The 21,114-nt window shown below is 55.2% G+C and carries 18 protein-coding genes and 3 tRNA genes; 12 read left to right on the forward strand and 9 right to left on the reverse strand.

All coding sequences use genetic code 11. The annotated features are described in order from the left end of the window. Window positions 1-25 precede the first annotated feature (25 nt). Complete coding sequence (tldD, locus tag BM323_RS06575) at window positions 26-1,471, forward strand: metalloprotease TldD (RefSeq protein ID WP_008101979.1); 1,446 nt, start codon at window positions 26-28, stop codon at window positions 1,469-1,471. Between the two features lie 330 nt (window positions 1,472-1,801). Here the strand turns inward: tldD and aaeR are convergent, their stop codons facing one another. Next, window positions 1,802-2,719, reverse strand: coding sequence for an HTH-type transcriptional activator AaeR (aaeR, locus tag BM323_RS06580; protein WP_008101977.1), 918 nt, complete (start codon window positions 2,717-2,719; stop codon window positions 1,802-1,804). Between the two features lie 259 nt (window positions 2,720-2,978). Here aaeR and aaeX point away from each other — a divergent pair, with 259 nt between their 5' ends. The 5 genes from aaeX to BM323_RS06605 all read left to right on the forward strand — a co-directional run bounded on the left by aaeX (window position 2,979) and on the right by BM323_RS06605 (window position 7,947). Then, window positions 2,979-3,182, forward strand: a complete 204-nt coding sequence (aaeX, locus tag BM323_RS06585; RefSeq protein WP_007891984.1) for a p-hydroxybenzoic acid efflux pump operon protein AaeX — start codon at window positions 2,979-2,981, stop codon at window positions 3,180-3,182. Window positions 3,183-3,192: 10 nt separating this feature from the next. Beyond that, window positions 3,193-4,122, forward strand: a complete 930-nt coding sequence (gene aaeA / locus BM323_RS06590; RefSeq protein WP_008101975.1) for a p-hydroxybenzoic acid efflux pump subunit AaeA — start codon at window positions 3,193-3,195, stop codon at window positions 4,120-4,122. A gap of 11 nt (window positions 4,123-4,133) precedes the next feature. Continuing rightward, the gene (gene aaeB / locus BM323_RS06595; protein ID WP_008101973.1) at window positions 4,134-6,086 is read left to right on the forward strand and encodes a p-hydroxybenzoic acid efflux pump subunit AaeB; all 1,953 of its coding nucleotides are present in this window, start codon (window positions 4,134-4,136) and stop codon (window positions 6,084-6,086) included. Between the two features lie 111 nt (window positions 6,087-6,197). Then, window positions 6,198-7,652: an NAD-dependent succinate-semialdehyde dehydrogenase gene (locus tag BM323_RS06600; protein WP_091003345.1), complete on the forward strand. Its 1,455-nt coding sequence runs from the start codon at window positions 6,198-6,200 to the stop codon at window positions 7,650-7,652. Between the two features lie 25 nt (window positions 7,653-7,677). Continuing rightward, entirely contained in the window at window positions 7,678-7,947 is a 270-nt protein-coding gene (locus BM323_RS06605) for a barstar family protein (RefSeq protein ID WP_036647722.1), read from the forward strand. Between the two features lie 50 nt (window positions 7,948-7,997). Here the strand turns inward: BM323_RS06605 and yhcN (BM323_RS06610) are convergent, their stop codons facing one another. The 4 genes from yhcN (BM323_RS06610) to argR all read right to left on the reverse strand — a co-directional run bounded on the left by yhcN (BM323_RS06610) (window position 7,998) and on the right by argR (window position 9,947). Then, window positions 7,998-8,264, reverse strand: coding sequence for a peroxide/acid stress response protein YhcN (gene yhcN, locus BM323_RS06610; protein WP_008101968.1), 267 nt, complete (start codon window positions 8,262-8,264; stop codon window positions 7,998-8,000). Between the two features lie 102 nt (window positions 8,265-8,366). Continuing rightward, window positions 8,367-8,633 (reverse strand): YdgH/BhsA/McbA-like domain containing protein, encoded by a 267-nt coding sequence (locus BM323_RS06615; RefSeq protein WP_007891990.1) that lies wholly within the window; start codon window positions 8,631-8,633, stop codon window positions 8,367-8,369. Between the two features lie 90 nt (window positions 8,634-8,723). Then, window positions 8,724-8,987, reverse strand: a complete 264-nt coding sequence (gene yhcN, locus BM323_RS06620; protein WP_008101965.1) for a peroxide/acid stress response protein YhcN — start codon at window positions 8,985-8,987, stop codon at window positions 8,724-8,726. Between the two features lie 489 nt (window positions 8,988-9,476). After that, entirely contained in the window at window positions 9,477-9,947 is a 471-nt protein-coding gene (argR, locus tag BM323_RS06625; RefSeq protein ID WP_008101964.1) for a transcriptional regulator ArgR, read from the reverse strand. Window positions 9,948-10,371: 424 nt separating this feature from the next. Here argR and mdh point away from each other — a divergent pair, with 424 nt between their 5' ends. Beyond that, complete coding sequence (mdh, locus tag BM323_RS06630) at window positions 10,372-11,307, forward strand: malate dehydrogenase (RefSeq protein ID WP_008101961.1); 936 nt, start codon at window positions 10,372-10,374, stop codon at window positions 11,305-11,307. Between the two features lie 52 nt (window positions 11,308-11,359). On the opposite strand, the gene mscM is transcribed toward mdh, so the two are convergent. The 3 genes from mscM to rsgA all read right to left on the reverse strand — a co-directional run bounded on the left by mscM (window position 11,360) and on the right by rsgA (window position 16,743). Further along, window positions 11,360-14,695: a miniconductance mechanosensitive channel MscM gene (gene mscM, locus BM323_RS06635; RefSeq protein WP_008101959.1), complete on the reverse strand. Its 3,336-nt coding sequence runs from the start codon at window positions 14,693-14,695 to the stop codon at window positions 11,360-11,362. A gap of 14 nt (window positions 14,696-14,709) precedes the next feature. Then, window positions 14,710-15,606, reverse strand: coding sequence for an archaetidylserine decarboxylase (gene asd, locus BM323_RS06640; protein WP_008101957.1), 897 nt, complete (start codon window positions 15,604-15,606; stop codon window positions 14,710-14,712). A gap of 93 nt (window positions 15,607-15,699) precedes the next feature. Then, window positions 15,700-16,743, reverse strand: coding sequence for a small ribosomal subunit biogenesis GTPase RsgA (gene rsgA / locus BM323_RS06645; protein WP_091003348.1), 1,044 nt, complete (start codon window positions 16,741-16,743; stop codon window positions 15,700-15,702). 103 nt (window positions 16,744-16,846) lie between these two features. Between rsgA and orn the strand changes: the two genes are divergently transcribed. The 4 genes from orn (at window position 16,847) to BM323_RS06665 (ending at window position 18,022) form a co-directional block, all read left to right on the forward strand. Further along, the gene (orn, locus tag BM323_RS06650) at window positions 16,847-17,395 is read left to right on the forward strand and encodes an oligoribonuclease (protein ID WP_008101955.1); all 549 of its coding nucleotides are present in this window, start codon (window positions 16,847-16,849) and stop codon (window positions 17,393-17,395) included. Between the two features lie 299 nt (window positions 17,396-17,694). Then, window positions 17,695-17,770: transfer RNA gene (locus BM323_RS06655), tRNA-Gly, on the forward strand. A gap of 28 nt (window positions 17,771-17,798) precedes the next feature. Further along, window positions 17,799-17,874: transfer RNA gene (locus tag BM323_RS06660), tRNA-Gly, on the forward strand. 72 nt (window positions 17,875-17,946) lie between these two features. Then, window positions 17,947-18,022: transfer RNA gene (locus tag BM323_RS06665), tRNA-Gly, on the forward strand. A gap of 433 nt (window positions 18,023-18,455) precedes the next feature. Here the strand turns inward: BM323_RS06665 and queG are convergent. Next, on the reverse strand, window positions 18,456-19,595 hold the full coding sequence (queG, locus tag BM323_RS06670) for a tRNA epoxyqueuosine(34) reductase QueG (RefSeq protein ID WP_008103630.1): 1,140 nt from the start codon (window positions 19,593-19,595) through the stop codon (window positions 18,456-18,458). Here queG and nnr point away from each other — a divergent pair. Beyond that, on the forward strand, window positions 19,594-21,111 hold the full coding sequence (nnr, locus tag BM323_RS06675; protein WP_071531642.1) for a bifunctional ADP-dependent NAD(P)H-hydrate dehydratase/NAD(P)H-hydrate epimerase: 1,518 nt from the start codon (window positions 19,594-19,596) through the stop codon (window positions 21,109-21,111). The two genes, queG and nnr, sit on opposite strands and share 2 nt — an antisense overlap. Window positions 21,112-21,114: the final 3 nt, after the last annotated feature.

The raw sequence follows: 21,114 nt of genomic DNA on the forward strand, positions 1-21,114 counted from the left end.
CCGAGCACATAATGAGTGAGAAACGATGACTCTGAATCTGGTAAGTGAGCAGTTGCTAACTGCGAACAGCATTAATCAGCAGGACCTTTACTCCCTGTTAGGGCAGCTTTCAGAACGTCGTCTGGATTATGCCGATCTCTATTTCCAGTCCAGTTTCCACGAATCCTGGGTGCTGGAAGACAAAATTATCAAAGATGGTTCTTACCATATCGATCAGGGCGTGGGCGTCCGCGCCGTTAGCGGCGAGAAAACAGGTTTCGCCTATGCTGACCAGATTTCCCTGAATGCACTGCGTCAGTCATCTGAAGCGGCGCGTAGCATCGTGCGTGAACAAGGCAATGGCAAAGCGCATACCTTATCGGCGGTCCTGAACCGTTCGCTGTATGCGCCCGTCAATCCGCTGGATAGCCTGACGCGTGAAGACAAAATTGCCCTGCTGCATCGCGTCGATAAAGTGGCGCGCGCTGCCGATCCACGTGTGCAGGAAGTGAATGCCAGCCTGAGCGGCGTCTACGAACAAGTGCTGGTGGCGGCAACTGACGGTACGCTGGCGGCGGATATTCGTCCGCTGGTGCGCCTGTCCATCAGCGTGCAGGTCGAAGATCAAGGGAAACGCGAGCGTGGCTCAAGCGGCGGCGGCGCGCGTACCGGTTATGAATTCTTCCTCGCCGATGAGAGCGGTGATGTGCGTGCCGATGCCTGGGCGCGTGAAGCGGTGCGCATGGCGCTGGTCAATCTCTCTGCCGTGGCGGCACCCGCTGGCATGTTGCCGGTGGTGCTGGGCGCGGGCTGGCCGGGCGTGTTGCTGCATGAAGCGGTTGGACATGGTCTGGAGGGTGACTTCAACCGTCGTGCGACATCGGTGTTTAGCGGAAAAATGGGCCAGCTGGTGGCTTCAGAGCTGTGTACCGTGGTTGACGATGGCACCATTGAAGGTCTGCGCGGTTCGCTGGCCGTCGATGATGAAGGCGTGCCGGGCCAGTACAACATGCTGATCGAAAATGGCGTGTTGAAAGGCTACATGCAGGACAAGCTGAATGCGCGCCTGATGGGCGTCAATCCAACCGGCAACGGTCGCCGTGAATCTTACGCGCACCTGCCAATGCCGCGCATGACCAACACTTACATGCTGGCAGGCAAATCGACGCCGCAAGATATCATCGAAAGCGTGGAGTACGGCATTTATGCGCCGAACTTCGGTGGCGGCCAGGTTGATATCACCTCTGGCAAGTTCGTGTTCTCCACCTCAGAAGCTTACCTAATCGAGAAAGGCAAAGTGACTAAGCCAGTCAAAGGTGCCACGCTGATTGGCTCCGGCATTGAAGCGATGCAACAGATCTCGATGGTCGGCAACGATCTGGCGCTGGATAAAGGCGTCGGCGTATGCGGTAAAGAGGGACAAAGCGTGCCGGTTGGCGTGGGCCAGCCAACGCTGAAGCTGGATAAAATCACCGTAGGTGGCACCGCCTAATGCTGTAGGGTCGCCATTCATGGCGACCTTGGTGCGTCGCTGCCAGAACCACGCTGGGTTGTGGCGGTCCTCGCGCCGCTTACGCGGTGCCTTCACGCCGTTTGGCAGCCTTACGGACCGGCTCAGACGGGGCTTCCTGCCCCGGCTTCGCCTTAAGCTCGCGTCCTGCGAGCTTATCCTGGCCGCCTCACTCTGTTCAGCGCTGCGGATTGCCACAACCCAGCGCGGCTCTGTCAGCTTTTCAACATTGTTGCAGTGTTAGATAAATTCACAGTTTTCACTATCCAGTGGCAGCAGACGTTGCAGCTTCCGCACTAATCACAAAACAACTCAACCTTTCCGATGCTGCTGATACTGCTGCGCCACCTGTTTGAAATACTCGGTCAGATAATCAATACAGACCTGCACTTTCAGCGGCAGCTTATCTTTCTCGGTATAGAGCGCATAGACCGGGCGCGGCTCCGAGTGATATTGCGGGAACAGAATATCGATTTCCCCCGCGCTGATCTCATCAATCACCCACATCAACGGCACATAGGCGATACCGCAACCTGCTTTTAGCCAGCGAATCAGCGTCTGCGAATCGTTGGTGACGAAACGGCCCTGCGGCGTCAGGCGCGTCACCAATCCTTCCGGCGCAACCAGTTCAAACGTGTTATCTGGTCGCACGCTGTATTCCAGCCAGGAAAAATTATCGATCTCGCCGGGCTTCTCTGGCGTGCCGTGCTGCGCCAGATAGCTCTTCGCCGCGCACACCACCATCGGCATCGCACCCAGCCGACGCGAGAACAAGTTCGAATCCTGCAACGCACCTACGCGCACCACCAAATCCAAACCGTTGGCGATCAGATCGGGTGCAGGAATGCCCGTCACCAGATTGACGCTCAAACCCGGATATTCGCGTAACATTTCGCTGGTCATCGCCGATAAGACATTTTGCGCCATCGTCGATGAGCAGCCGATGCGTAGAATACCGATCGGCGTATTGTTAAAGGCATACAGCTGCTCGTGCACCTGCGAAGCCTCCGCTAACATGCGGCGACAGCCCTGAAAATAGATCTTTCCGGCTTCGGTCAGGCCAATGCTGCGCGTGCTGCGATTAAGCAATTTGACCTGTAACTCATCTTCCAGTTTGGCGACAATCTGGCTGATAGACGAAACGCTAAGCTGTAGCTGGCGCGCTGCGGCGGTAAATGAACCCAATTCAACCACTTTGGCGAAAATGGACATGCTTTTAAGTCGATCCATTGTTTACTCTGGCTAAAAAGTGATTTAGCTCACAATATGTAGAAAACGTATAGTCAAGCGCGTTACTATACGCGTCGCTGGGTCTCTTCACTGCACCTGTACATGGCTGTGTTAACCCGATGATACGCTATGATTAGCTCAACGCGGCCTGAATGTTGCCATCAGTTTATCCGTCATCCCCTGATCATAAACCCAACGTGCCGCACGGCATGTGGGCAGGTATCGGTGCAATCCGGCAAGGTCGAACTAAGGATCCGAAATGAGTGTGCTTCCGGTATTTGTCGTATTCGGGCTGAGTTTTCCGCCCATCTTCGTTGAACTATTAGTTTCACTGGCGCTGTTCTGGCTGGTGAAACGCGTGCTGACGCCCAGCGGGATCTACGATCTGGTTTGGCATCCCGCACTGTTTAACACCGCACTGTATTGCTGTGTGTTTTACCTTGTATCCCGTTTATTCGTCTGAGGTTCTTTAAGTGAAAGCGCTAATAAGAAAAATCGCGCGATACGCGATTACACTCCTGCTGGTTGTCATCGCCATCGTGATCATCTTCCGCGCGTGGGTGTTCTACACCGAATCACCGTGGACGCGTGATGCCAAATTCTCTGCCGATGTCGTGGCGATCTCGCCTGACGTCACCGGCATCATCACTGACGTGCCGGTGCACGATAACCAACTGGTGAAAAAAGGCGATACGCTGTTTGTGGTTGACCGTCCGCGCTACCAAAAAGCGCTGGATGAAGCCCAGGCGGATGTCGAATATTACCAGGCTTTGGTGAGTGAAAAACGCCGTGAAGCCACGCGTCGCAATCAGTTGGGTACCAGCGCTATGTCGCGTGAAGCGATTGAGCAATCCAACAACGATCTGCAAACCAGCGAGCATCAGTTGGCGAAGTCCGTGGCCACGCGCGATCTGGCGGTGATCGACCTCGATCGCACCACCATCAAAGCGCCATCTGACGGCTGGGTCACCAACCTCAATGTTTATCAGGGCGAATTTATCACGCGCGGTTCAGTCGCCGTGGCGCTGGTACAACAGCACTCCTTCTATGTGCTGGCCTATATGGAAGAGACCAAGCTGGATGGCGTGCGTCCTGGCTTCCGCGCGCAAATCACGCCGTTGGGTAGCAACGCAGTGCTGCGCGGCACCGTCGACAGCATCGCGGCAGGCGTAACCAACAGCAGCAGCAGCAGCGACAGCAAAGGCATGGCGACCATCGACTCGAATCTTGAGTGGGTACGTCTGGCGCAGCGTGTGCCGGTGCGCATTCGTCTCGATGAGCAACCGGGCAACCGCTTCCCGGCGGGTACCACCGCAACAGTGGTGATTACCGGCGCGCAGGATCGCGAAACCAAAGTCTCGCCGCTGGCGCAGTTGTTCAATCGCCTGCGTGAGTTTGGTTAAGCGAGGGCGATATGATTGAGTTTTTGCGTTTCCCGGTGAAGCTCACCTTCGCGCTGGTTGCGGCGTTGATGATTGGCTTTCACTTCAATCTGGAAACGCCGCGTTGGGCGGTGATGACCGCCGGCATCGTGGCCGGTGGTACCGCCTTTGCTGCGGGGGGCGATCCCTATTCTGGCGCACTGCGCTATCGCGGCATTCTGCGCATCATCGGTACCTTCATTGGCTGTATTGCCGCGCTCACTATCATGATTGCCACGGTGCGTGCGCCGGTGGTGATGCTGCTGCTGTGCTGTATGTGGGCTGGCATGTGCGTGTGGCTCTCTTCGCTGATCAAAGTCGAAAACTCCTATGCGCTCGGCCTTGCCGGTTATACCGCGCTGATCATCGTGGTCACGGCGGATGCCAGCGGCGGCTTAACGCTGGCTCCGCAGTTTGCGGTTGAGCGCTGCAGTGAAATCGTCATCGGTATTCTGTGTGCGATTCTCGCCGACATGCTGTTCTCGCCGCGTTCGATCAAAAAAGTGATTGAGCAGGAAGTGGATGCGCTGCTGGTGGCGCACTACAAACTGCTGCAGCTGTGTGTAGCGCATGAAGATAAAGACGAAGTGGATAAAGCCTGGAGCGCGTTAGTGCGTCGCACCACGGCGCTCAACGGCATGCGCGGCCAGCTGATGATGGAATCGTCACGCTGGAAAAACTCCAGTCGCCGCCTGCAAATGCTCAACACCTTATCGCTAACGCTGATCACCCAGGCCGCCGAAACCTTCCTGATTCAAAACTCGCGCCCGGAATACATTCCACCGCACTATCGTTTGCTGATCGAAAAAGAGGTCAACGACGTCAACGATGTGCATAAGCGCATGAAGGTGATGCGTCGCTTGATTGGTGTGAGCAGCAAAACCGTGCCGGTGACGCTGGCGAGCTGGGTGGGCGCAGCCACCGAATATCTGCTGCTGATTAACGGCATCAAAAGCAATAGCCGCATCACCACGCTGGAAGAGAGCATTCTGCAGCGCGAAGTGGTGATTCAGGCGCGGTCCGCTGAAACCCATCACGCAATGATCAACGGCGTGCGTACCTTTGTCGCCACCGCGCTGGGTTCTCTGTTCTGGCTGTATACCGGCTGGACATCCGGCAGCGGCTGCATGGTGATGCTGGCGGTGATTACCGCGCTGGCGATGCGTATGCCGAATCCGTTGATGATGGCGAAAGACTTTCTTTACGGCATGACGGTTGCGGTGCCGCTCGGCGCGCTTTACTTCATCTTTATTCTGCCCGCGACCCAGCAAAGTGCGTTGCTGTTATGTATCGCCATTGGCGCGCTGGGCTTTATCGGCGGCATCTTCGTGCAGCGCCGCCAGTTAGGTACGCTGGGCGCGTTGATTGGTACCATCAACGTGCTGGTGCTGGATAATCCGATGAAGTTCGAGTTCAACGTGTTCCTTGATAACGTGTTGGGCCAGGTGATTGGCTGCTTTGTGGCGATGATGGTGATTCTGCTGATTCGTGATAAATCGCGCGATCGTACCGGACGTAAGCTGCTGAACCGCTTTATGTATGCAGCGGTTGCCGCGCTTACCACTAATCAGGCGCGTCGTCGTGAGAACCACTTGCCGGCGCTGTATCAGCAACTGTTCTTGCTGCTCAACCTGTTCCCCGGCGATATCGATAAATACCGTATTGCGCTGACGCTGATTATCGGCCATCAACGCCTGCGTAATGCCGAAGTGCCGGTGAATGCCGATCTCTCGGCCTATCACCGCCAGCTGCGTTACACCGCCGATCGCATTATCTCCGCGACCAGCGATGACAAGCGCCGCTATTACTTCGAGCGGCTGCTGCAGGAGCTGGATGTGTATCAGGAGAAGCTGCAGCACTATGCGGCACCTGATAACGTCACCGAACCGGTGAAACGCCTGGCGCTGATGCTGGATAAGTATCAGAACACCTTAATACAAATCTGAAACTGGCCGCTGCAACCTGCAGCGGCCTTTTAGATCCCACGCTGACACAAAAACCTCTGATATTGGCATCTATACTTTCCTGACAGGACGCAAACTGACAGGAGAAAACCGATGTCCACTTCCCTGCAACAACACGAATTATTCAAGACCGGCTATTTCGCTGATGGTCAGTGGCATAACGCCAGCACCACCTTTGAGGTAACCAATCCCGCTACCGGCGAAGTCATTGCCAACGTAGCGAAAGCCGGTCAGCACGAAACCGAACAGGCGATTTCCGCCGCGCAGCGTGCATTTCCCGCCTGGCGCGACAAAACCGCCAAGGCGCGTGCCGAAATCCTCAATCGCTGGTATCAGCTGATCATCGAGAACAAAAGCTGGCTCGGCCAGTTGATGACCGCCGAGCAGGGTAAACCGTTGAAAGAAGCCGAAGGTGAAGTGGAATACGCCGCCAGCTTTATTCAGTGGTTTGCCGAGCAGGCGAAACGCGCCAACGGTGAAATCATCCCGCCAGCTAAACCGGGTTCGCGCATTCTGGCGACGCGTGAACCGATTGGTGTGGTCGCAGCGATCACGCCGTGGAATTTCCCGATGGCGATGCTGACGCGCAAACTCGGTCCCGCATTGGCCGCTGGCTGTACCGGCATCATCAAACCTGCTAACGATACGCCGCTGAGCGCCTTCGCGCTGCTGGCGCTGGCGCAGAAAGCCGGTGTGCCTGATGGCGTGCTCAATGCGGTGGCGGGCGATACGCATGCCATCAGCGACGCGATCATGGCCAGCAAAGCGGTGCGCAAAATTTCCTTTACCGGTTCCACCGCAGTGGGCAAAACGCTGATGAGTAATGCCGCCGAAACCATGAAAAAAGTCTCGATGGAGTTAGGCGGCAATGCGCCTTATATCGTGTTTGATGATGCCGATATTGATGCGGCGGTGCAGGGCGCGATTGCCAACAAATTCCGCAATGCCGGACAGGTGTGCGTTAGCGTTAACCGCTTCTATGTGCATAACGCGGTGTACGATCGCTTCGTCAATCAGCTGGCCGATGCGGTGGGTAAACTCAAAGTCGGTAATGGCGTGGAAGAGGGCGTGATTGTCGGCCCGCTGATTGAGCAGTCCGCGCTGGAGAAAGTGGAAGAGCACGTCAAAGATGCGTTAAGCAAAGGCGGCAAATTGCTGGTTGGCGGCGAACGTCATCCTCTTGGCGGCAACTTCTGGCAACCGACGGTCATCGCCGAAGCACATGAAGAGATGAAGCTGGCGCAGGAAGAGACGTTTGGTCCGGTTGCAGCCTGCTTCCGCTTTGATGATGAAGCCGAGGTGATTGCGCGCGCCAACAATACTGAATATGGCCTGGCGGCTTACTTCTACACGCAGAATTTGCAGCGGGTGTTCCGCGTCTCAGCGGCGCTGGAAGCGGGCATGATCGGTATTAACGAATGCGCGGTATCAACGGAGCTGGCACCGTTTGGCGGTGTGAAAGAGTCCGGTTTGGGACGCGAAGGCTCGGTGTTGGGGATGGAAGAGTATCTGGAAGTCAAAGCGTTGCACCTCGGCGGACTCAGCTAGCCGCGACAACTAAGAGGGCGTCATGATGAGAACCGAGCGTTTCGATTTCGATGAGATTGTCGATCAAGCCCATTTTTATCGACAGTTTAGCGATCGTTTTGCGCTAGCCGATCTCGCCATCAACGATCTTGACGATCTTTGGGATGCGATTGTGGGTGAGCAACTGCCGTTGCCGCTGGAGATTGAGTTTGTAAATCTGGGGAAAGGGCAGAAACGCCGGTATGGCGCATTGATCCTGCTATTTGATGAAGCAGAAGAGGAGCTGGAGGGCCAGCTCCGCTTCAATATAAAGTAAAAAGGGCCCCGGCGAGCGGGGCCAAAGGGTTCGTCTTAATTGACGAGGAATTACTTATACAGCTCAGCTGTCACGTGATAGCTGTCGCCGGTTTTCGCTTCAATCACTTTGTAAGCGCTGGCACCTTGCTCATCCGCTTTCTGAGAAAGCTCGGCACGATAATCCATTGGCGAACCGCCGGTTCCGCTGATTGAAATAGTGCTGCCGGTAGGTTGCAGATTCTGCGCCTGTTGTTCAGTCACCAGCTGTGCTGCAGAAGCACCAAAGGCGAACAGGGAAAGCAGAGTAGCAGTTGCGATGGTTGTTTTGATTTTCATAATTTTCTCCTCGTTTAATCAACAACCTGCGGCAGAAAAGGGGTAGGCGGGTCGTCGATCTATTGCCTGGCGCCTTCAAGGCGCCGGACGTTCAATTAGTGATTATTTGTAGAGTTCAGCAGTAACGTGGAAGGTATCACCACGGTTGCTCTCAATGATGCGGTAATGGCTAGCACCCTGCGCATCAGCTTTCTGTGACAGTTCCTGACGAACGTTGGTTTGGTCGCCGTCAACACCGCTCACGCTGATGGTTTGGTTCAGGGATTGCAGCTGTTCAGCTTGTTGGTTTGAAACCAGGCTTGCGGCGCTCGCGCCAAAAGAAAGAACAGAAGCCAGGCCCAGTACTGCGATAGCTAATTTGGTTTTCATGATTCACTCTCCTGAAATTGGGGTCGGCAACCTGAGAGGCAAGAGCGTCTCAAACGGGTCGCCGTTCACATTGCGTCTTAAGTCAGTAACTTATTTATACAGCTCAGCGGTTGCGTGGTAGCTGTCACCGGTATTCGCCTCGATCACGCGGTATGCTTTCGCACCTTGCTGATCGGCTTTATCGTTTAACTGCTGACGGATATCCATTGGAGAACCGCCCACGCCGCTGACGCTGATGGTGCCTGCGGATTGCAGATTCGCTGCCTGTTCGGCATTAATAGAATCTGCTGCAAAAGCACCAAATGACAGAGCAGATAGAACACTCAGGGTTGCGATAGTAGTTTTAACGTTCATGATATTTTTCCTCGTCGTCTATTTTTATCTTTTTCTTTCGTGTGATTTGCATCACGAAACTAAGTATAGATCTAATCACCCATGAAATTAATATCCAGCTAATAATGTTTGGTTGTAATTCTTTATCCTTATGGCACTTTTTTAGAACCTGAAGTTATAAAAAACGCCTGGATCTTAACCATAGGTGGTTATTTAGCCGTAAAAACAATGATCTACATCAAATTATCTTTTAGTGCGAAAGATCATGGTTGATCTCGCTGGCTGATACGCATGGAGAAGGGAAAGGCACTGAGCACGATGTGTAAAGCAGTGTTAAATAGCGCATAAGGTTAAGCAGGCGCAAAGGTCGTACCAATCTGTTAGCTTGAAAAGAACCGCTAAGCATATGGATAACTTATTATTTACAAAGGGGTTTGTAACGGGTTGGTTATGAATGAAGCGGGAAGGGCAAGATAACCGGCAGAGGATCTGCCGGTATGCAGCAGGGTTTTATAGCTCTTGTTCGAATAAAACCAGAATCGCATCGTACAACTGTTTTACTGAGAAGGTGCGCGCAGGGGTAATAAAGATGGTGTCATCACCGGCGATGGTGCCGAGAATCCCTTCCGCTTTGCCCAGCGAATCCAGCAGGCGCGCAATCAGCTGCGCAGCGCCCGGACTGGTGTGAATCACTACTAACGCATCGTTGTAATCGATATCCAGCACCAGATTCTTCAGCGGGCTGGTGGTGGTTGGTACGCCGAGTTCAGCAGGCAGGCAATAAACCATTTCCATCTTGGCGTTACGCGTACGCACCGCGCCGAACTTGGTCAGCATGCGAGAAACTTTGGACTGATTGATATTCTCGAAGCCGTCTTCCTGCAGCGCCTGCACGATTTCGCCCTGGGAGCTGAATTTCTCTTCCTTCAATAAGGCTTTAAACGCCTTAATCAAGTCGTCTTGTTTCGATGGGTTTCGCATAAGCTACCAATTAAAAGAGGGTTGCAGCGGGCAACAGGCCCACGGCAGATAAATTATTATGCATTTAGATGAATTTTTATGCAATAAGTCTGATGAGAGAATCGCGGTAATGACCTGCGGGGCGGGCATAATAACAGAATATGAGGTTGCACCAAAATCGCGGGTGGACGCGCAAAGCGAAGGTTGCAAAGTTGTTATATTATTGAGGTGGTAACAACAATATCGATGATCATTGCCGTCCATTGTCTGCTGGCTGCGAATGAATCATTCAGGCGACTTCTGAAGTGGAGATGTCTCGGGAGCCGATTGCGGCGTAGTGTTAAGTGCGCGACAGGTTTAGTCGCTATCGCCTGAGAAGTTGATTAAACTCGTAACCTGATGGATTTTCGGCATATCTCTGCCCCACCTTAATAAGGAGTTCAGGATGAAAGTTGCCGTTCTCGGTGCCGCTGGTGGTATTGGCCAGGCGCTCGCACTGCTGCTCAAAACGCAATTACCCGCAGGCTCAGCTCTCTCACTTTACGATATCGCCCCGGTAACGCCGGGTGTGGCGGTCGATCTCAGTCACATCCCAACGGCAGTCACCGTGGAAGGGTTTAGCGGTGAAGACGCTACGCCTGCGCTGCATGGTGCCGATGTGGTGCTGATCTCTGCAGGTGTGGCACGTAAGCCGGGCATGGATCGCGCCGACCTGTTTAACGTTAACGCCGGTATCGTGCGTAACCTGATTGAACAGGTTGCCAGCACGGCGCCGAAAGCGCTTATTGGCGTGATCACCAATCCAGTCAACACCACGGTGGCGATTGCGGCCGAAGTGCTGAAGAAAGCTGGCGTGTATGACAAAAATCGCCTGTTTGGCGTTTCCACCCTCGATATCATCCGCGCTAATACCTTTGTCGCGGCGCTGAAAGGCAAGCAGCCTAACGAGATTGAAGTGCCGGTGGTGGGCGGGCATTCAGGCGTAACCATTCTGCCGCTGCTGTCGCAGGTAAAAGGCGTGAGCTTCAGCGAGCAGGAAGTGGCGGATCTCACCAAACGTATTCAGAACGCAGGTACCGAAGTGGTGGAAGCCAAAGCCGGTGGCGGATCGGCAACGCTGTCGATGGGACAAGCGGCGGCTCGTTTTGGCCTGTCATTGATTCGCGCCATGCAAGGTGAAGCCAACGTCGTGGAGTGCGCGTATGTGGAAGGCGATGGCGAATATGCCCGCTTCTTCTCACAGCCGCTGCTGCTGGGCAAAAACGGTATTGTTGAGCGCCGTCCGTTGGGTACGCTGAGTGCCTTTGAACAGCAGGCGCTAAACGGCATGCTGGAAACGCTGAAGAAAGATATCGCGCAGGGCGAAGAGTTTGTGAAGTGATCGGCTCTGAGCTGCAATAAAAAACGCCCGGCAATTGCCGGGCGTTTTGTTTTTATAATCCGCCAGATTTGAAGGTCTTATTGGCGGGCGCGCCGTTGCTGGCGGGATTTTGTTTTCCTAGCGTCTCCATGCGTACCTGGAACGGCGGGAATGGCATCTCAATGCCGTGTTCCTCAAAGCCGCGCAGAATCAGCTGATGAAGTTCATGGCGCAGCGGCATGCGATGTCCCATCTCCGCCGCATGCACGCGCAGTTCAAACAGCTGAATACCTTGCTGCAAATCGACAAGGAACACATCCGGTGCCGGCATATCCAGCACGTAGGTGCAGCGATCTGCCGCCTGCTTAAGAATGTTGGTCACTTCATCGCTGTTGACTCTGGCCGGCGCCGGAATCGTCAGCACCACACGCGTCACCGAATCCGACAGCGACCAGTTTACGAACTGCTCCGTAATGAAGGCCTTGTTCGGCACGATGATCTCTTTGCGATCCCAATCGGTAATGGTGGTGGCGCGCGTGTTGATGCGGGTGATACTGCCGGTCAGATCGCGAATGGTTACGGTATCGCCGATACGGATCGGTTTCTCAAACAGGATAATCAGTCCCGAGATAAAGTTGGCGAAAATCTCCTGCATCCCGAAGCCCAAACCCAGACCTAACGCGGCAACCAGCCACTGTAGCTTCGACCACTCAATGCCCATCATCGAGAAGCCAATCAAGCCGCCAATCAGCATCAACGCATATTTGGTCAAAGTGGTAATGGCGTAGCCGGTGCCCGGCGCCAGGCTGAGATGCTGTAACAGCGCCAGCTCCAGCAGCGCGGGCATATTGCGCACCAGCTGCGTGGTAATAATCAGCACCAGAATCGCAATCAGCACCGCACCCAGCGTAATCGCCTGCACGCTATCGACGCCCTGAATGGTGGTGCTGGCATTCCACAGCGGAATGTTATCGAGGAAGCTAAACGCCGAGTGAATTTCTGACCACAGCACAATCACCGAAACCAGCGCGATTAGCGTCAGGATTGAACGCACCAGACGCAGCGACTGCGCGCTGATCTCATCGAGATCAATGCTGGGCTCATCGATTTCGATGGTGTCGGCATTCGTGGGCGTTGATTGCTCTTTCTCTTCTTCACTGCGCGCGCGGTTGGCCAGCATATCGGCACGACGCTGACGTGCACGGTCAAAGGCGATGCGGCGGCGCTGAATCAGCATCCAGCGGCGGATAATGTGATACACCACCAACAGGAAGAACCAGATGCCCACCGAGGTTTCCAGACGCGCCAGCAGCGCCTGCGCGGTGGCGAGATAACCGATGCAGGAGGCGAGGGCAGCAACCAGCGGCAGGGCGATCATCAGGTTCCACAGAATGCGGTTTACGAAGTTATCGCCGTTGCCCTCTTTATCCAGATAGAGCGGAATACCGGCGCGTTTCAGGCTAACGGTAACGATGCTCAGCGCGCCACAAATCAGGATGAAGCACACGCGACCCAGCGTGCCGGAGAATTGCGGATCGTCGAGATTAGCAAAGGCGATCAGCAGCATGATCAGCGGCACAATCAGCCCAACCGACAGCGAGTAATAGCGCATCGCACGCGCCACGCGCGCCTGCGGCCAGCGGAAGTGCACCACAAACAAGCCGTCGGGACGCGCAAAGGCGGCGCTGATCATAAAGGCCCACAGCAGCGGCAGCGTGGCGGTGATGCCATCGCCAATCGCCACCGCGAATGGATAAGGCCAGGCATGCTGTAAACCGTAACCAAGCGCGGCCCACAGCACCGGCAGCGGCACCGCCACCAGAATCGACCAAAATACCGTGCGCAGCGTCAGGCTAAAGCGGTCCTGCGTGACTTTGCCGACACGGCTGGCGGAGCGCTCCATAAAGGCGTTGTAGTGACGACGTGAGCTGATGCTGAAGCCCACAAGCAGCACGGCACCAATAATCGGCAACACAGTTTCGCGATTGGTGAACATCATCGCCAGCGCTTTGCCGAGCTGACCCGCCGTATCCAGCGACAGCAGACGCTTAAGGTCCTGCGCCATCTCGACCGGGAAATTCAGGCCGATGGTGTTGACGTCGGCGGTCCAGAACAGATAGCGATGCGTCGCATCTTTAACTTCGGCTAAGGCATCCTGCAGCTGCGTATTGGAAACTTTGAGCTTGGTGATTTCCAGAATCAGCGTATCGCAACCGGAAATCAGGGAGTTCAGCAGTTCGCGCTGGGTTTTGAGTTGCGCTTCGAGGATGCGCACCTGATCGCTGCTGAACGGCGTGCCATCATCCTGTTTGGACTTGCGCAAATCCTGCTGGCGCTCAAGCAGATCTTCATAATGCAGACGCTGCACGCGCAGCTGGCCCATTTCGCTGTCGATCTGCTGAGATTTCGGCATCTCAGGCAGACGCGCGACCTGCGCGCGCAAGGCTTCACCCAGCAGATTGGACGCGCCCAGCCACTGCGACTGCTCACGCAGCGTGCTCAGCGCCTGACGCACCTGCAAGGTCTGATTGGTGGCTAAACGCTGCTGCGAAGCAACTAAATCCATGCGCTGCGCTTGTTGATTGAGGTCAGCGGAGAGTTCTCGGTTAACGCGGAACTGATCGCTGATCGAACTTGGCAGATCGCCGCTGTTTTCAGCCAGTTGCTCGGTGCGCTCCAGCGCCAGTTCAGCTTCGCGCTGGCGCTGGTTGTTGAGCTGATTGCGCAGCGCCTGCAGATAGTTATCCAGTTGGGTGGCTTTGCGCTGATGCACTTCGGCGCGCATACGCGCCAGTTCCTGACGGTTATTCGCCGACAGCTGTGCCAGCTCTAACTCGTCCACGCGCGCTTTGTTGGCAGCGTTTTCCGCCTGATGCGCGTAAATCTGCGCCTGCGCTAACGGCGTGGTCGCCGCTGAGGAACTCTGCGCGCGGCGATCGCTTTCGGTCATCGCGCGGCGTGCGTCAGTTTGCTGCTGCGGCAGCTGCGACAGTGAATCGCTGATCTCACGGGCGCGATCCTGCTCCTGCTGTGCCTGGCGGCCTTCCTCCAGCAGCTGGCTGCTGACCTGCAACAACTCCTGATCCAGCTCGGCGCTGCTCATATTGCTGCGCACCGTCTTGCTGCTGTCCGTCAGCGTGGCGATCTGCTGGCGTAATTCACGCGCCAGGCGCGGGAAATCATCAATCACCTGCTGATACTGCTTCGCGCGCTCCAGCGACTCATCGCGCTCGTTAAGGAAGTTGATTGCCGCTTCCAGCGCCTGCACCTGTTCGGTTTGCGCGGGTGAGCTTTTTGCGGATTTAGCCGCATCCAGTTCCTGCTTAAGCTGGCTGGATTGCGGAACGGTCGCTGCAAATACAGAACTGCTGAGCACAAGGCTCAGCAGCAGGGAGAGGAGAACACGCACGGGAGAGGTTCCGGTTATTTGCTTAGTGAGACGCTGTCGCCAAGCTGAGGCAGGGCGATGGCCAGCGGCTGACCGAGGCGGGTTTTGCTTTCGGCTTCAAGGCTTTCCGCCAGCTTCACACGATTCGGTGCGAACAGGTTAATCACCGTTGAACCCAGCTTGAAGCGACCCATTTCCTGGCCTTTCAGCAGCACGACCGCACCGTCATGATCGGCAGACGGATAGCGCCAGCGTTTGATCACACCTTCACGCGGTGGCGTGATGGTGCCCGCCCACACGGTTTCGATGCTGCCGACAATGGTGGCACCGACAAGGATCTGCACCATCGGACCATGATCGGTATCGAATACGCAGATCACGCGCTCGTTACGCGCAAACAGATTCGGGATGTTACGCGCGGTCAGCGGATTGACGGAGTAGAGATCGCCGGGCACATAGATCATTTCGCGCAGGACACCGTTACACGGCATGTGTACGCGGTGATAATCGCGCGGGGCGAGGTAAGTGGTAACGAACTCACCGTCGTGGAACTGATCCGCCAGATCTTCGTTACCGGCCAGCAGCGCCTGCAAGCTGTAAGTGTGGCCTTTGGCCTGGAAGATCTGATCGCCGGCAATGCGGCCCAGCTGGCTGATCGCGCCATCGGCGGGCAGCGCCAGTAAAGAGGCGTCAGGATCGACAGGACGCGCGCCCTCTTTTAACGGACGCACGAAGAAATCATTGAAGGTGCGGTAGCTGCCGGTATGTGGCTTGCTGGCTTCTGCCATATCCACTTTGTAGTACCAAACAAATATGTCGATGACCGCTTTAGTGAGCCAGCCACCACGACGGCTGGCGCCCCAACCGGCGAGTTCGGTGAGCCCTTTTTTGGGCAAAATATGATTCAGGCCGAGTTTAAAACGATCAAACACCGTTGCCTCCTGGCTTAATTACGTATCGTTAACAAAAAGGGGGGCGGATTGTAGCAGCGCCCCAGCGCGTTGGCGAATGTGCCGTTGTACTGCTTAATCCGCGTCGGAGGAAAAGTTTTTACGCGTCTTTACCTGCGCCATACTTTCCAGAATTCGGTGGTAGTTATCGAAGCGCGAGATATCGATCTTGCCTTCTTCTACCGCTTCGCGGATGGCGCAGCCAGGATCGGTATCGTGCTTACAGTCGCGGAAACGGCAACTGCCAAGGAATTCACGGAATTCGACAAATCCGCGCGTCACTTGTTCCGGCTCCAGATGCCATAAACCGAATTCACGCACGCCAGGTGAATCGATCACATCGCCGCCCGCCGGGAAGTGATAAAGGCGTGAAGCGGTGGTGGTGTGTTGACCCAAACCAGAAACGTTCGACACATCATTAGTCAGAATTTCCGCCGCCACATCCAGGCCAAGCAGGTTATTCAACAGGCTCGATTTGCCTACGCCAGATTGACCGGCAAAGATGCTGACGCGGCCGGTTAAGGCACTTTCCAGTTCAACCAAACCATCTTTGGAGTGGCTGGAAACCATCAATACGCGATAACCAATATTGCGATAGATCTCCATCTGCTCATCAACAAACGCGCGGCCTTCGGCATCCAAAAGATCGGTTTTGTTAAGCACCAGCAGCGGTTCCACGCCAAGCGTTTCGCTGGCGACCAGATAGCGATCGATAATGTTAAGTGACAGTTCCGGCAGGATCGCCGAAACGATAATGATCTGATCGATGTTGGCGGCGATCGGTTTAACGCCGTCATAGAAGTCTGGGCGCGTTAGTACGGTTTTGCGATCGTGTACCGCTTCGACGATCCCTTTACCGCCGCCAATCGCGACGCGCCATAAAACGCGATCGCCGGTGACCAGCGAGCGAATGGTGCGGCGGATGTTACAGCGATGCACAACGCCTTCGCTATCTTCCACGTCTGCGTGCATGCCGAAACGGCTGATCACCACGCCATCAGCCGCTTCTCCAAACAGACTATCATCCGGCTCCGGCTTATCGCTCCGTTGCTGCAGACGACGCTGATGGTTGGCGCTTACGCGACGTTGTTGACCTTTCGACAGTTTGTTTTTACTCACGCATCCTCTCACGGCTTTCGCCAGGCTTCGCCCTGCTGGGCAAAACGTCTATGATACACCTGAAATGAGTTTAATGACGACTTTGGCAACAGGCGGGAAACGCATGACAGCTGGAAATGAAAACAACCTGATTTGGATCGACCTCGAAATGACCGGATTAGATCCGGAGCGCGATCGCATTATTGAGATCGCCACCATCGTGACCGATGCCAACTTGAACATCCTGGCAGAAGGCCCAGTGTTCGCAGTGCATCAATCAGACGAGCAGCTGGCGTTGATGGATGACTGGAACGTGCGCACGCATACCAATAGCGGTTTGGTAGCGCGTGTTAAAGCCAGCGAGCATGACGACCGCGCAGCAGAATTGGCCACCATCGAGTTCCTGAAGCAGTGGGTGCCGGCGAACACCTCGCCGATTTGCGGCAACAGTATTGGTCAGGATCGTCGCTTCCTGTTTAAGTACATGCCTGAACTGGAAGCCTATTTCCATTATCGCTATCTTGACGTCAGCACGCTGAAAGAGCTGGCGCGTCGCTGGAAACCGGATATCTTGCCTGGCTTCAAAAAGTCCGGTAGCCATCAGGCACTGGATGACATTCGCGAGTCCGTCGCCGAGCTGGCGTACTATCGCGAGCACTTCTTGCAGCTTTAATCGACAGTGGGTGCGCAGGAAATCATCAGGTTGTCGATAAAAGCAGCGAACGCGCGGAAAGCGCAAAATTTTGCTTTTAGACTCTTGCGACTGAAAGGATTTCTCGTATAATGCGCACCCCGTACCGGTGAAGAATTTGATTCGGAATTCGGAACGGAGAAGTAAAACGAAGTTCAGAATCGAGCATGTTTGTTTGATGCAAGGCGGCAACTGAACGAGTCACAGCGAGCTTACATCAGTAAGTGACCTGTGCGAGTGAAGGCAGCCAACGCAGCAGCAAATAAACAGGCGAAGATTATGCGGGAATAGCTCAGTTGGTAGAGCACGACCTTGCCAAGGTCGGGGTCGCGAGTTCGAGTCTCGTTTCCCGCTCCAAACTTTCGTTGCGTAGTAAACCTCTAATGCGGGAATAGCTCAGTTGGTAGAGCACGACCTTGCCAAGGTCGGGGTCGCGAGTTCGAGTCTCGTTTCCCGCTCCAGAGTTGCAGTAAACCATCCAAATCACGGATTTAGTTTGCCAACGCAGTAGCGAACTAAAATACGAAGATTATGCGGGAATAGCTCAGTTGGTAGAGCACGACCTTGCCAAGGTCGGGGTCGCGAGTTCGAGTCTCGTTTCCCGCTCCAAATTTTTATATTCACTAATGTTATTTGCCCTTAGGCGCAATCAGAATTAAAACTGCTGCTGATATTTTTATCACATGCAAAACCGTTTTTTTCTGGAAATTTTGCACGCCTCGCTAGCACGGATAATGCTTGTTGTCTGACGCAGTTATCTTACAGGTTATCCACAATGTGCCTGCAAGGTTCTGACGGCGTTTTCCCCGTTGTTTAAAACTGTTTTGAACAGAGTTATCCACAAGCTCTGGACAAACCCCTGCGCGCTAAACACGACGTGAGTATTTACAATAATCGCTTAATTGATTGATTTATAAGTGGTTAAACATATTTCAGACTGTGATCCTACCCTTTAGACGAAATTACGATCTCCGTCACTATTCCGTTGGATAATTTTATTCACAGCATGTGGAAAAGCGTTTTATTCTGTGCGACTGCTCAATCAAGCATCACGTGGCAGGCCTTTTTCAACCGCGCGCACCAGCCGCTGTTTCTTCGCTGGCTGCACTTCCACCGCTTGTGCCGCGCGCTTCTGCAACTGCTGTGCAATCGCCCATTCAATATGTTCATCAAGCAGTGGATGTTCGCCGCTACGCGATGCTAATGCCGCCATATTTTCTTCTGCCCAGGGCGCATTGCCCAATGCCACCGCAATGTTACGCAACCAGCGCAAATGCCCAATACGCCGAATCGCTGAACCTTCAGTGATGCGCAGAAATTTGGCTTCGTCCCATTTGAACAGTTCGGTGAGCGGTGGCGCATGTAGCACCGCGCGCGGTGAGAAATCATCTTCATCGGTTAACTGGCCGTAACGATTCCATGGGCAGATCAGCTGGCAATCGTCGCAGCCATAAATTCGATTCCCAATTAGCGGACGGAACTCTTCAGGAATTGCGCCTTCCAACTCGATGGTGAGATAGGAGATGCAGCGACGCGCATCGACCACGTAAGGTTCGACGATAGCGGAAGTGGGGCAGATAGTGATGCAGGCGACACAGCGCCCACACTGCTCTTCCAGTGGCTGATCAACCGGTAACGGCAGATCAATCAGCAATTCGCCGAGGAAGAACCAGGAACCCGCTTCACGGTTAAGGATCAGTGAATGTTTGCCGGTCCAGCCTAAACCGGCTTTAGCGGCAATCGGGCGTTCAAGAATCGGCGCGGAATCGACGAACGGGCGAAAATTGAGTTCGCCACAGTGCGCCTGAATCATTTCTCCGAGCTTTTTCAGTCGATTGCGCAATACTTTGTGATAGTCGCGGCCCAGCGCATAGCGGCTTACATAGCCCAGCTGCGGATTTTTCAAGGTGCTGGCAAAGGCGGCTTTGGCTGGAAGGTAATTCATGCGTACGCTAATCACGCGCAGCGTGCCGGGCAGCAGCTCATGCGGCCGTGCGCGCATCATGCCGTGGCGCGCCATCCAATCCATCTCGCCGTGATATTGCTTATCCAGCCACGCCTGCAGTTTGGGCTCTTCGGCGCTCAGATCGGTATCGCAAATACCCACCTGCTGGAAGCCGAGGTCGCGTCCCCACTGTTTGATTTGTTGAGCGAGCTGTTGAAGATCGAGAGGATATGACATGAGAAACCAGGCAATTGAAGCAAACGCGCGCAGTTTACCACACTCTGTCTGGCCTGCGCAGGCGATGGCACAACTGGAACGCGATGCCGCCGATAGCCTGGGCTTAACGCTGTTTGAGCTGATGCAACGCGCTGGCCAGGCCAGCTATGAATTAGGCCGCCAGCTGTGGCCGCAGGCGCACCATTGGTTGGTGCTGTGCGGGCACGGCAACAATGGCGGCGATGGTTTTGTAGTGGCGCGACTGGCGCAAGCAGCAGGCTTGAACGTAACGCTGATGGCGTGCGCCGGCAGCAAAGCCTTGCCAGAAGAGGCGCAGCAGGCGCAAGACGCATGGCTGGCGGCGGGCGGTGTGATTCACGCGGCAGATGCGCCGTGGCCGGAAAAGGTTGATGTGATTGTTGATGCGCTGCTCGGCACCGGCCTGAATCGTGCACCTGCGGATCCCTACGATCGCCTGATTACGCTGATTAACGCGCATGCCGCACCGGTGCTGGCGATCGATATTCCCTCCGGTTTGCTGGCGGCTAGCGGCACGGCGCCGGGCGAGACGGTCATCGCCGATCACACGCTGAGCATGATTGCGCTGAAACCCGGCCAACTGACCGGTAAGGCGCGTGATTACGTTGGTGTGCTGCATAACCACGAGTTGGGTTTGTCGGCGTACCTTGCCGCTGAACAGGCACCGATTTCACGCTATGACGCCGGGGACTTAACGCGCTGGCTGAAGCCGCGCCGCGCGACCTCACACAAAGGCGACCAAGGCCGGCTGTTGGTGGTCGGCGGCGATAGCGGCACGGCGGGCGCGATTCGCATGACTGGTGAAGCCGCATTGCGAAGCGGTGCCGGACTTGTGCGCGTGCTGACGCATGAAGATAATATTGGCCCGATTCTCACCGCACGACCGGAGCTAATGGTTGATGCGCTGAGCGATGAACGTCTGGATCAGGCGCTGGAGTGGGCGGATGTAATCGCCGTTGGGCCGGGGCTTGGCCAGCGTGATTGGGCTCAGAAGGCACTGAAAAAGATCGCGGCCAGTGAAAAGCCGATGCTTTGGGATGCGGATGCGCTTAACCTGCTGGCAATCAAGCAGGATAACCGTCAGAATCGCATCATTACGCCGCATCCCGGCGAAGCTGCACGCTTGCTGGGAGTGAAAACCAGCGAGATTGAGAGTGACCGCTTACATGCTGCGCGCGCCCTGGCGAAACGCTACGGCGGCGTGGTGGTATTGAAAGGTGCGGGCACGGTGATTGCCAGCGCGGCGGATGACATCGCGATTACCGATGTTGGCAACGCGGGCATGGCGTCCGGTGGCATGGGCGATGTGCTGAGCGGGATTATTGCCGCTCTGCTCGGCCAGAAACTGACATTACTTGATGCAGCCTGCGCAGGCTGTGTCGCGCATGGGGCAACAGCCGATGCCGTCGCGCGTCAGCGCGGTACTCGCGGCATGTTAGCCACTGATTTGTTCGAGCTGCTGTGGCAGTTTGTTAATCCAGAGATGATCCAACAATAAAGC

Source organism: Pantoea sp. YR525 (genome assembly GCF_900116775.1).
Lineage (GTDB): Bacteria > Pseudomonadota > Gammaproteobacteria > Enterobacterales > Enterobacteriaceae > Pantoea > Pantoea symbiotica.

Bases quoted from the DNA above. Each gene is read 5' to 3' on its own strand.
- aaeX (WP_007891984.1), top strand. From the start codon at position 2,979: ATGAGTGTGCTTCCGGTATTTGTCGTATTCGGGCTGAGTTTTCCGCCC.
- BM323_RS06605 (WP_036647722.1), top strand. From the start codon at position 7,678: ATGAGAACCGAGCGTTTCGATTTCGATGAGATTGTCGATCAAGCCCAT.
- BM323_RS06600 (WP_091003345.1), top strand. From the start codon at position 6,198: ATGTCCACTTCCCTGCAACAACACGAATTATTCAAGACCGGCTATTTC.
- queG (WP_008103630.1), bottom strand. From the start codon at position 19,595: ATGTCATATCCTCTCGATCTTCAACAGCTCGCTCAACAAATCAAACAG.
- aaeB (WP_008101973.1), top strand. From the start codon at position 4,134: ATGATTGAGTTTTTGCGTTTCCCGGTGAAGCTCACCTTCGCGCTGGTT.
- nnr (WP_071531642.1), top strand. From the start codon at position 19,594: ATGAGAAACCAGGCAATTGAAGCAAACGCGCGCAGTTTACCACACTCT.
- yhcN (WP_008101965.1), bottom strand. From the start codon at position 8,987: ATGAACGTTAAAACTACTATCGCAACCCTGAGTGTTCTATCTGCTCTG.
- orn (WP_008101955.1), top strand. From the start codon at position 16,847: ATGACAGCTGGAAATGAAAACAACCTGATTTGGATCGACCTCGAAATG.
- yhcN (WP_008101968.1), bottom strand. From the start codon at position 8,264: ATGAAAATCAAAACAACCATCGCAACTGCTACTCTGCTTTCCCTGTTC.
- BM323_RS06615 (WP_007891990.1), bottom strand. From the start codon at position 8,633: ATGAAAACCAAATTAGCTATCGCAGTACTGGGCCTGGCTTCTGTTCTT.
- argR (WP_008101964.1), bottom strand. From the start codon at position 9,947: ATGCGAAACCCATCGAAACAAGACGACTTGATTAAGGCGTTTAAAGCC.
- tldD (WP_008101979.1), top strand. From the start codon at position 26: ATGACTCTGAATCTGGTAAGTGAGCAGTTGCTAACTGCGAACAGCATT.
- mdh (WP_008101961.1), top strand. From the start codon at position 10,372: ATGAAAGTTGCCGTTCTCGGTGCCGCTGGTGGTATTGGCCAGGCGCTC.
- aaeR (WP_008101977.1), bottom strand. From the start codon at position 2,719: ATGGATCGACTTAAAAGCATGTCCATTTTCGCCAAAGTGGTTGAATTG.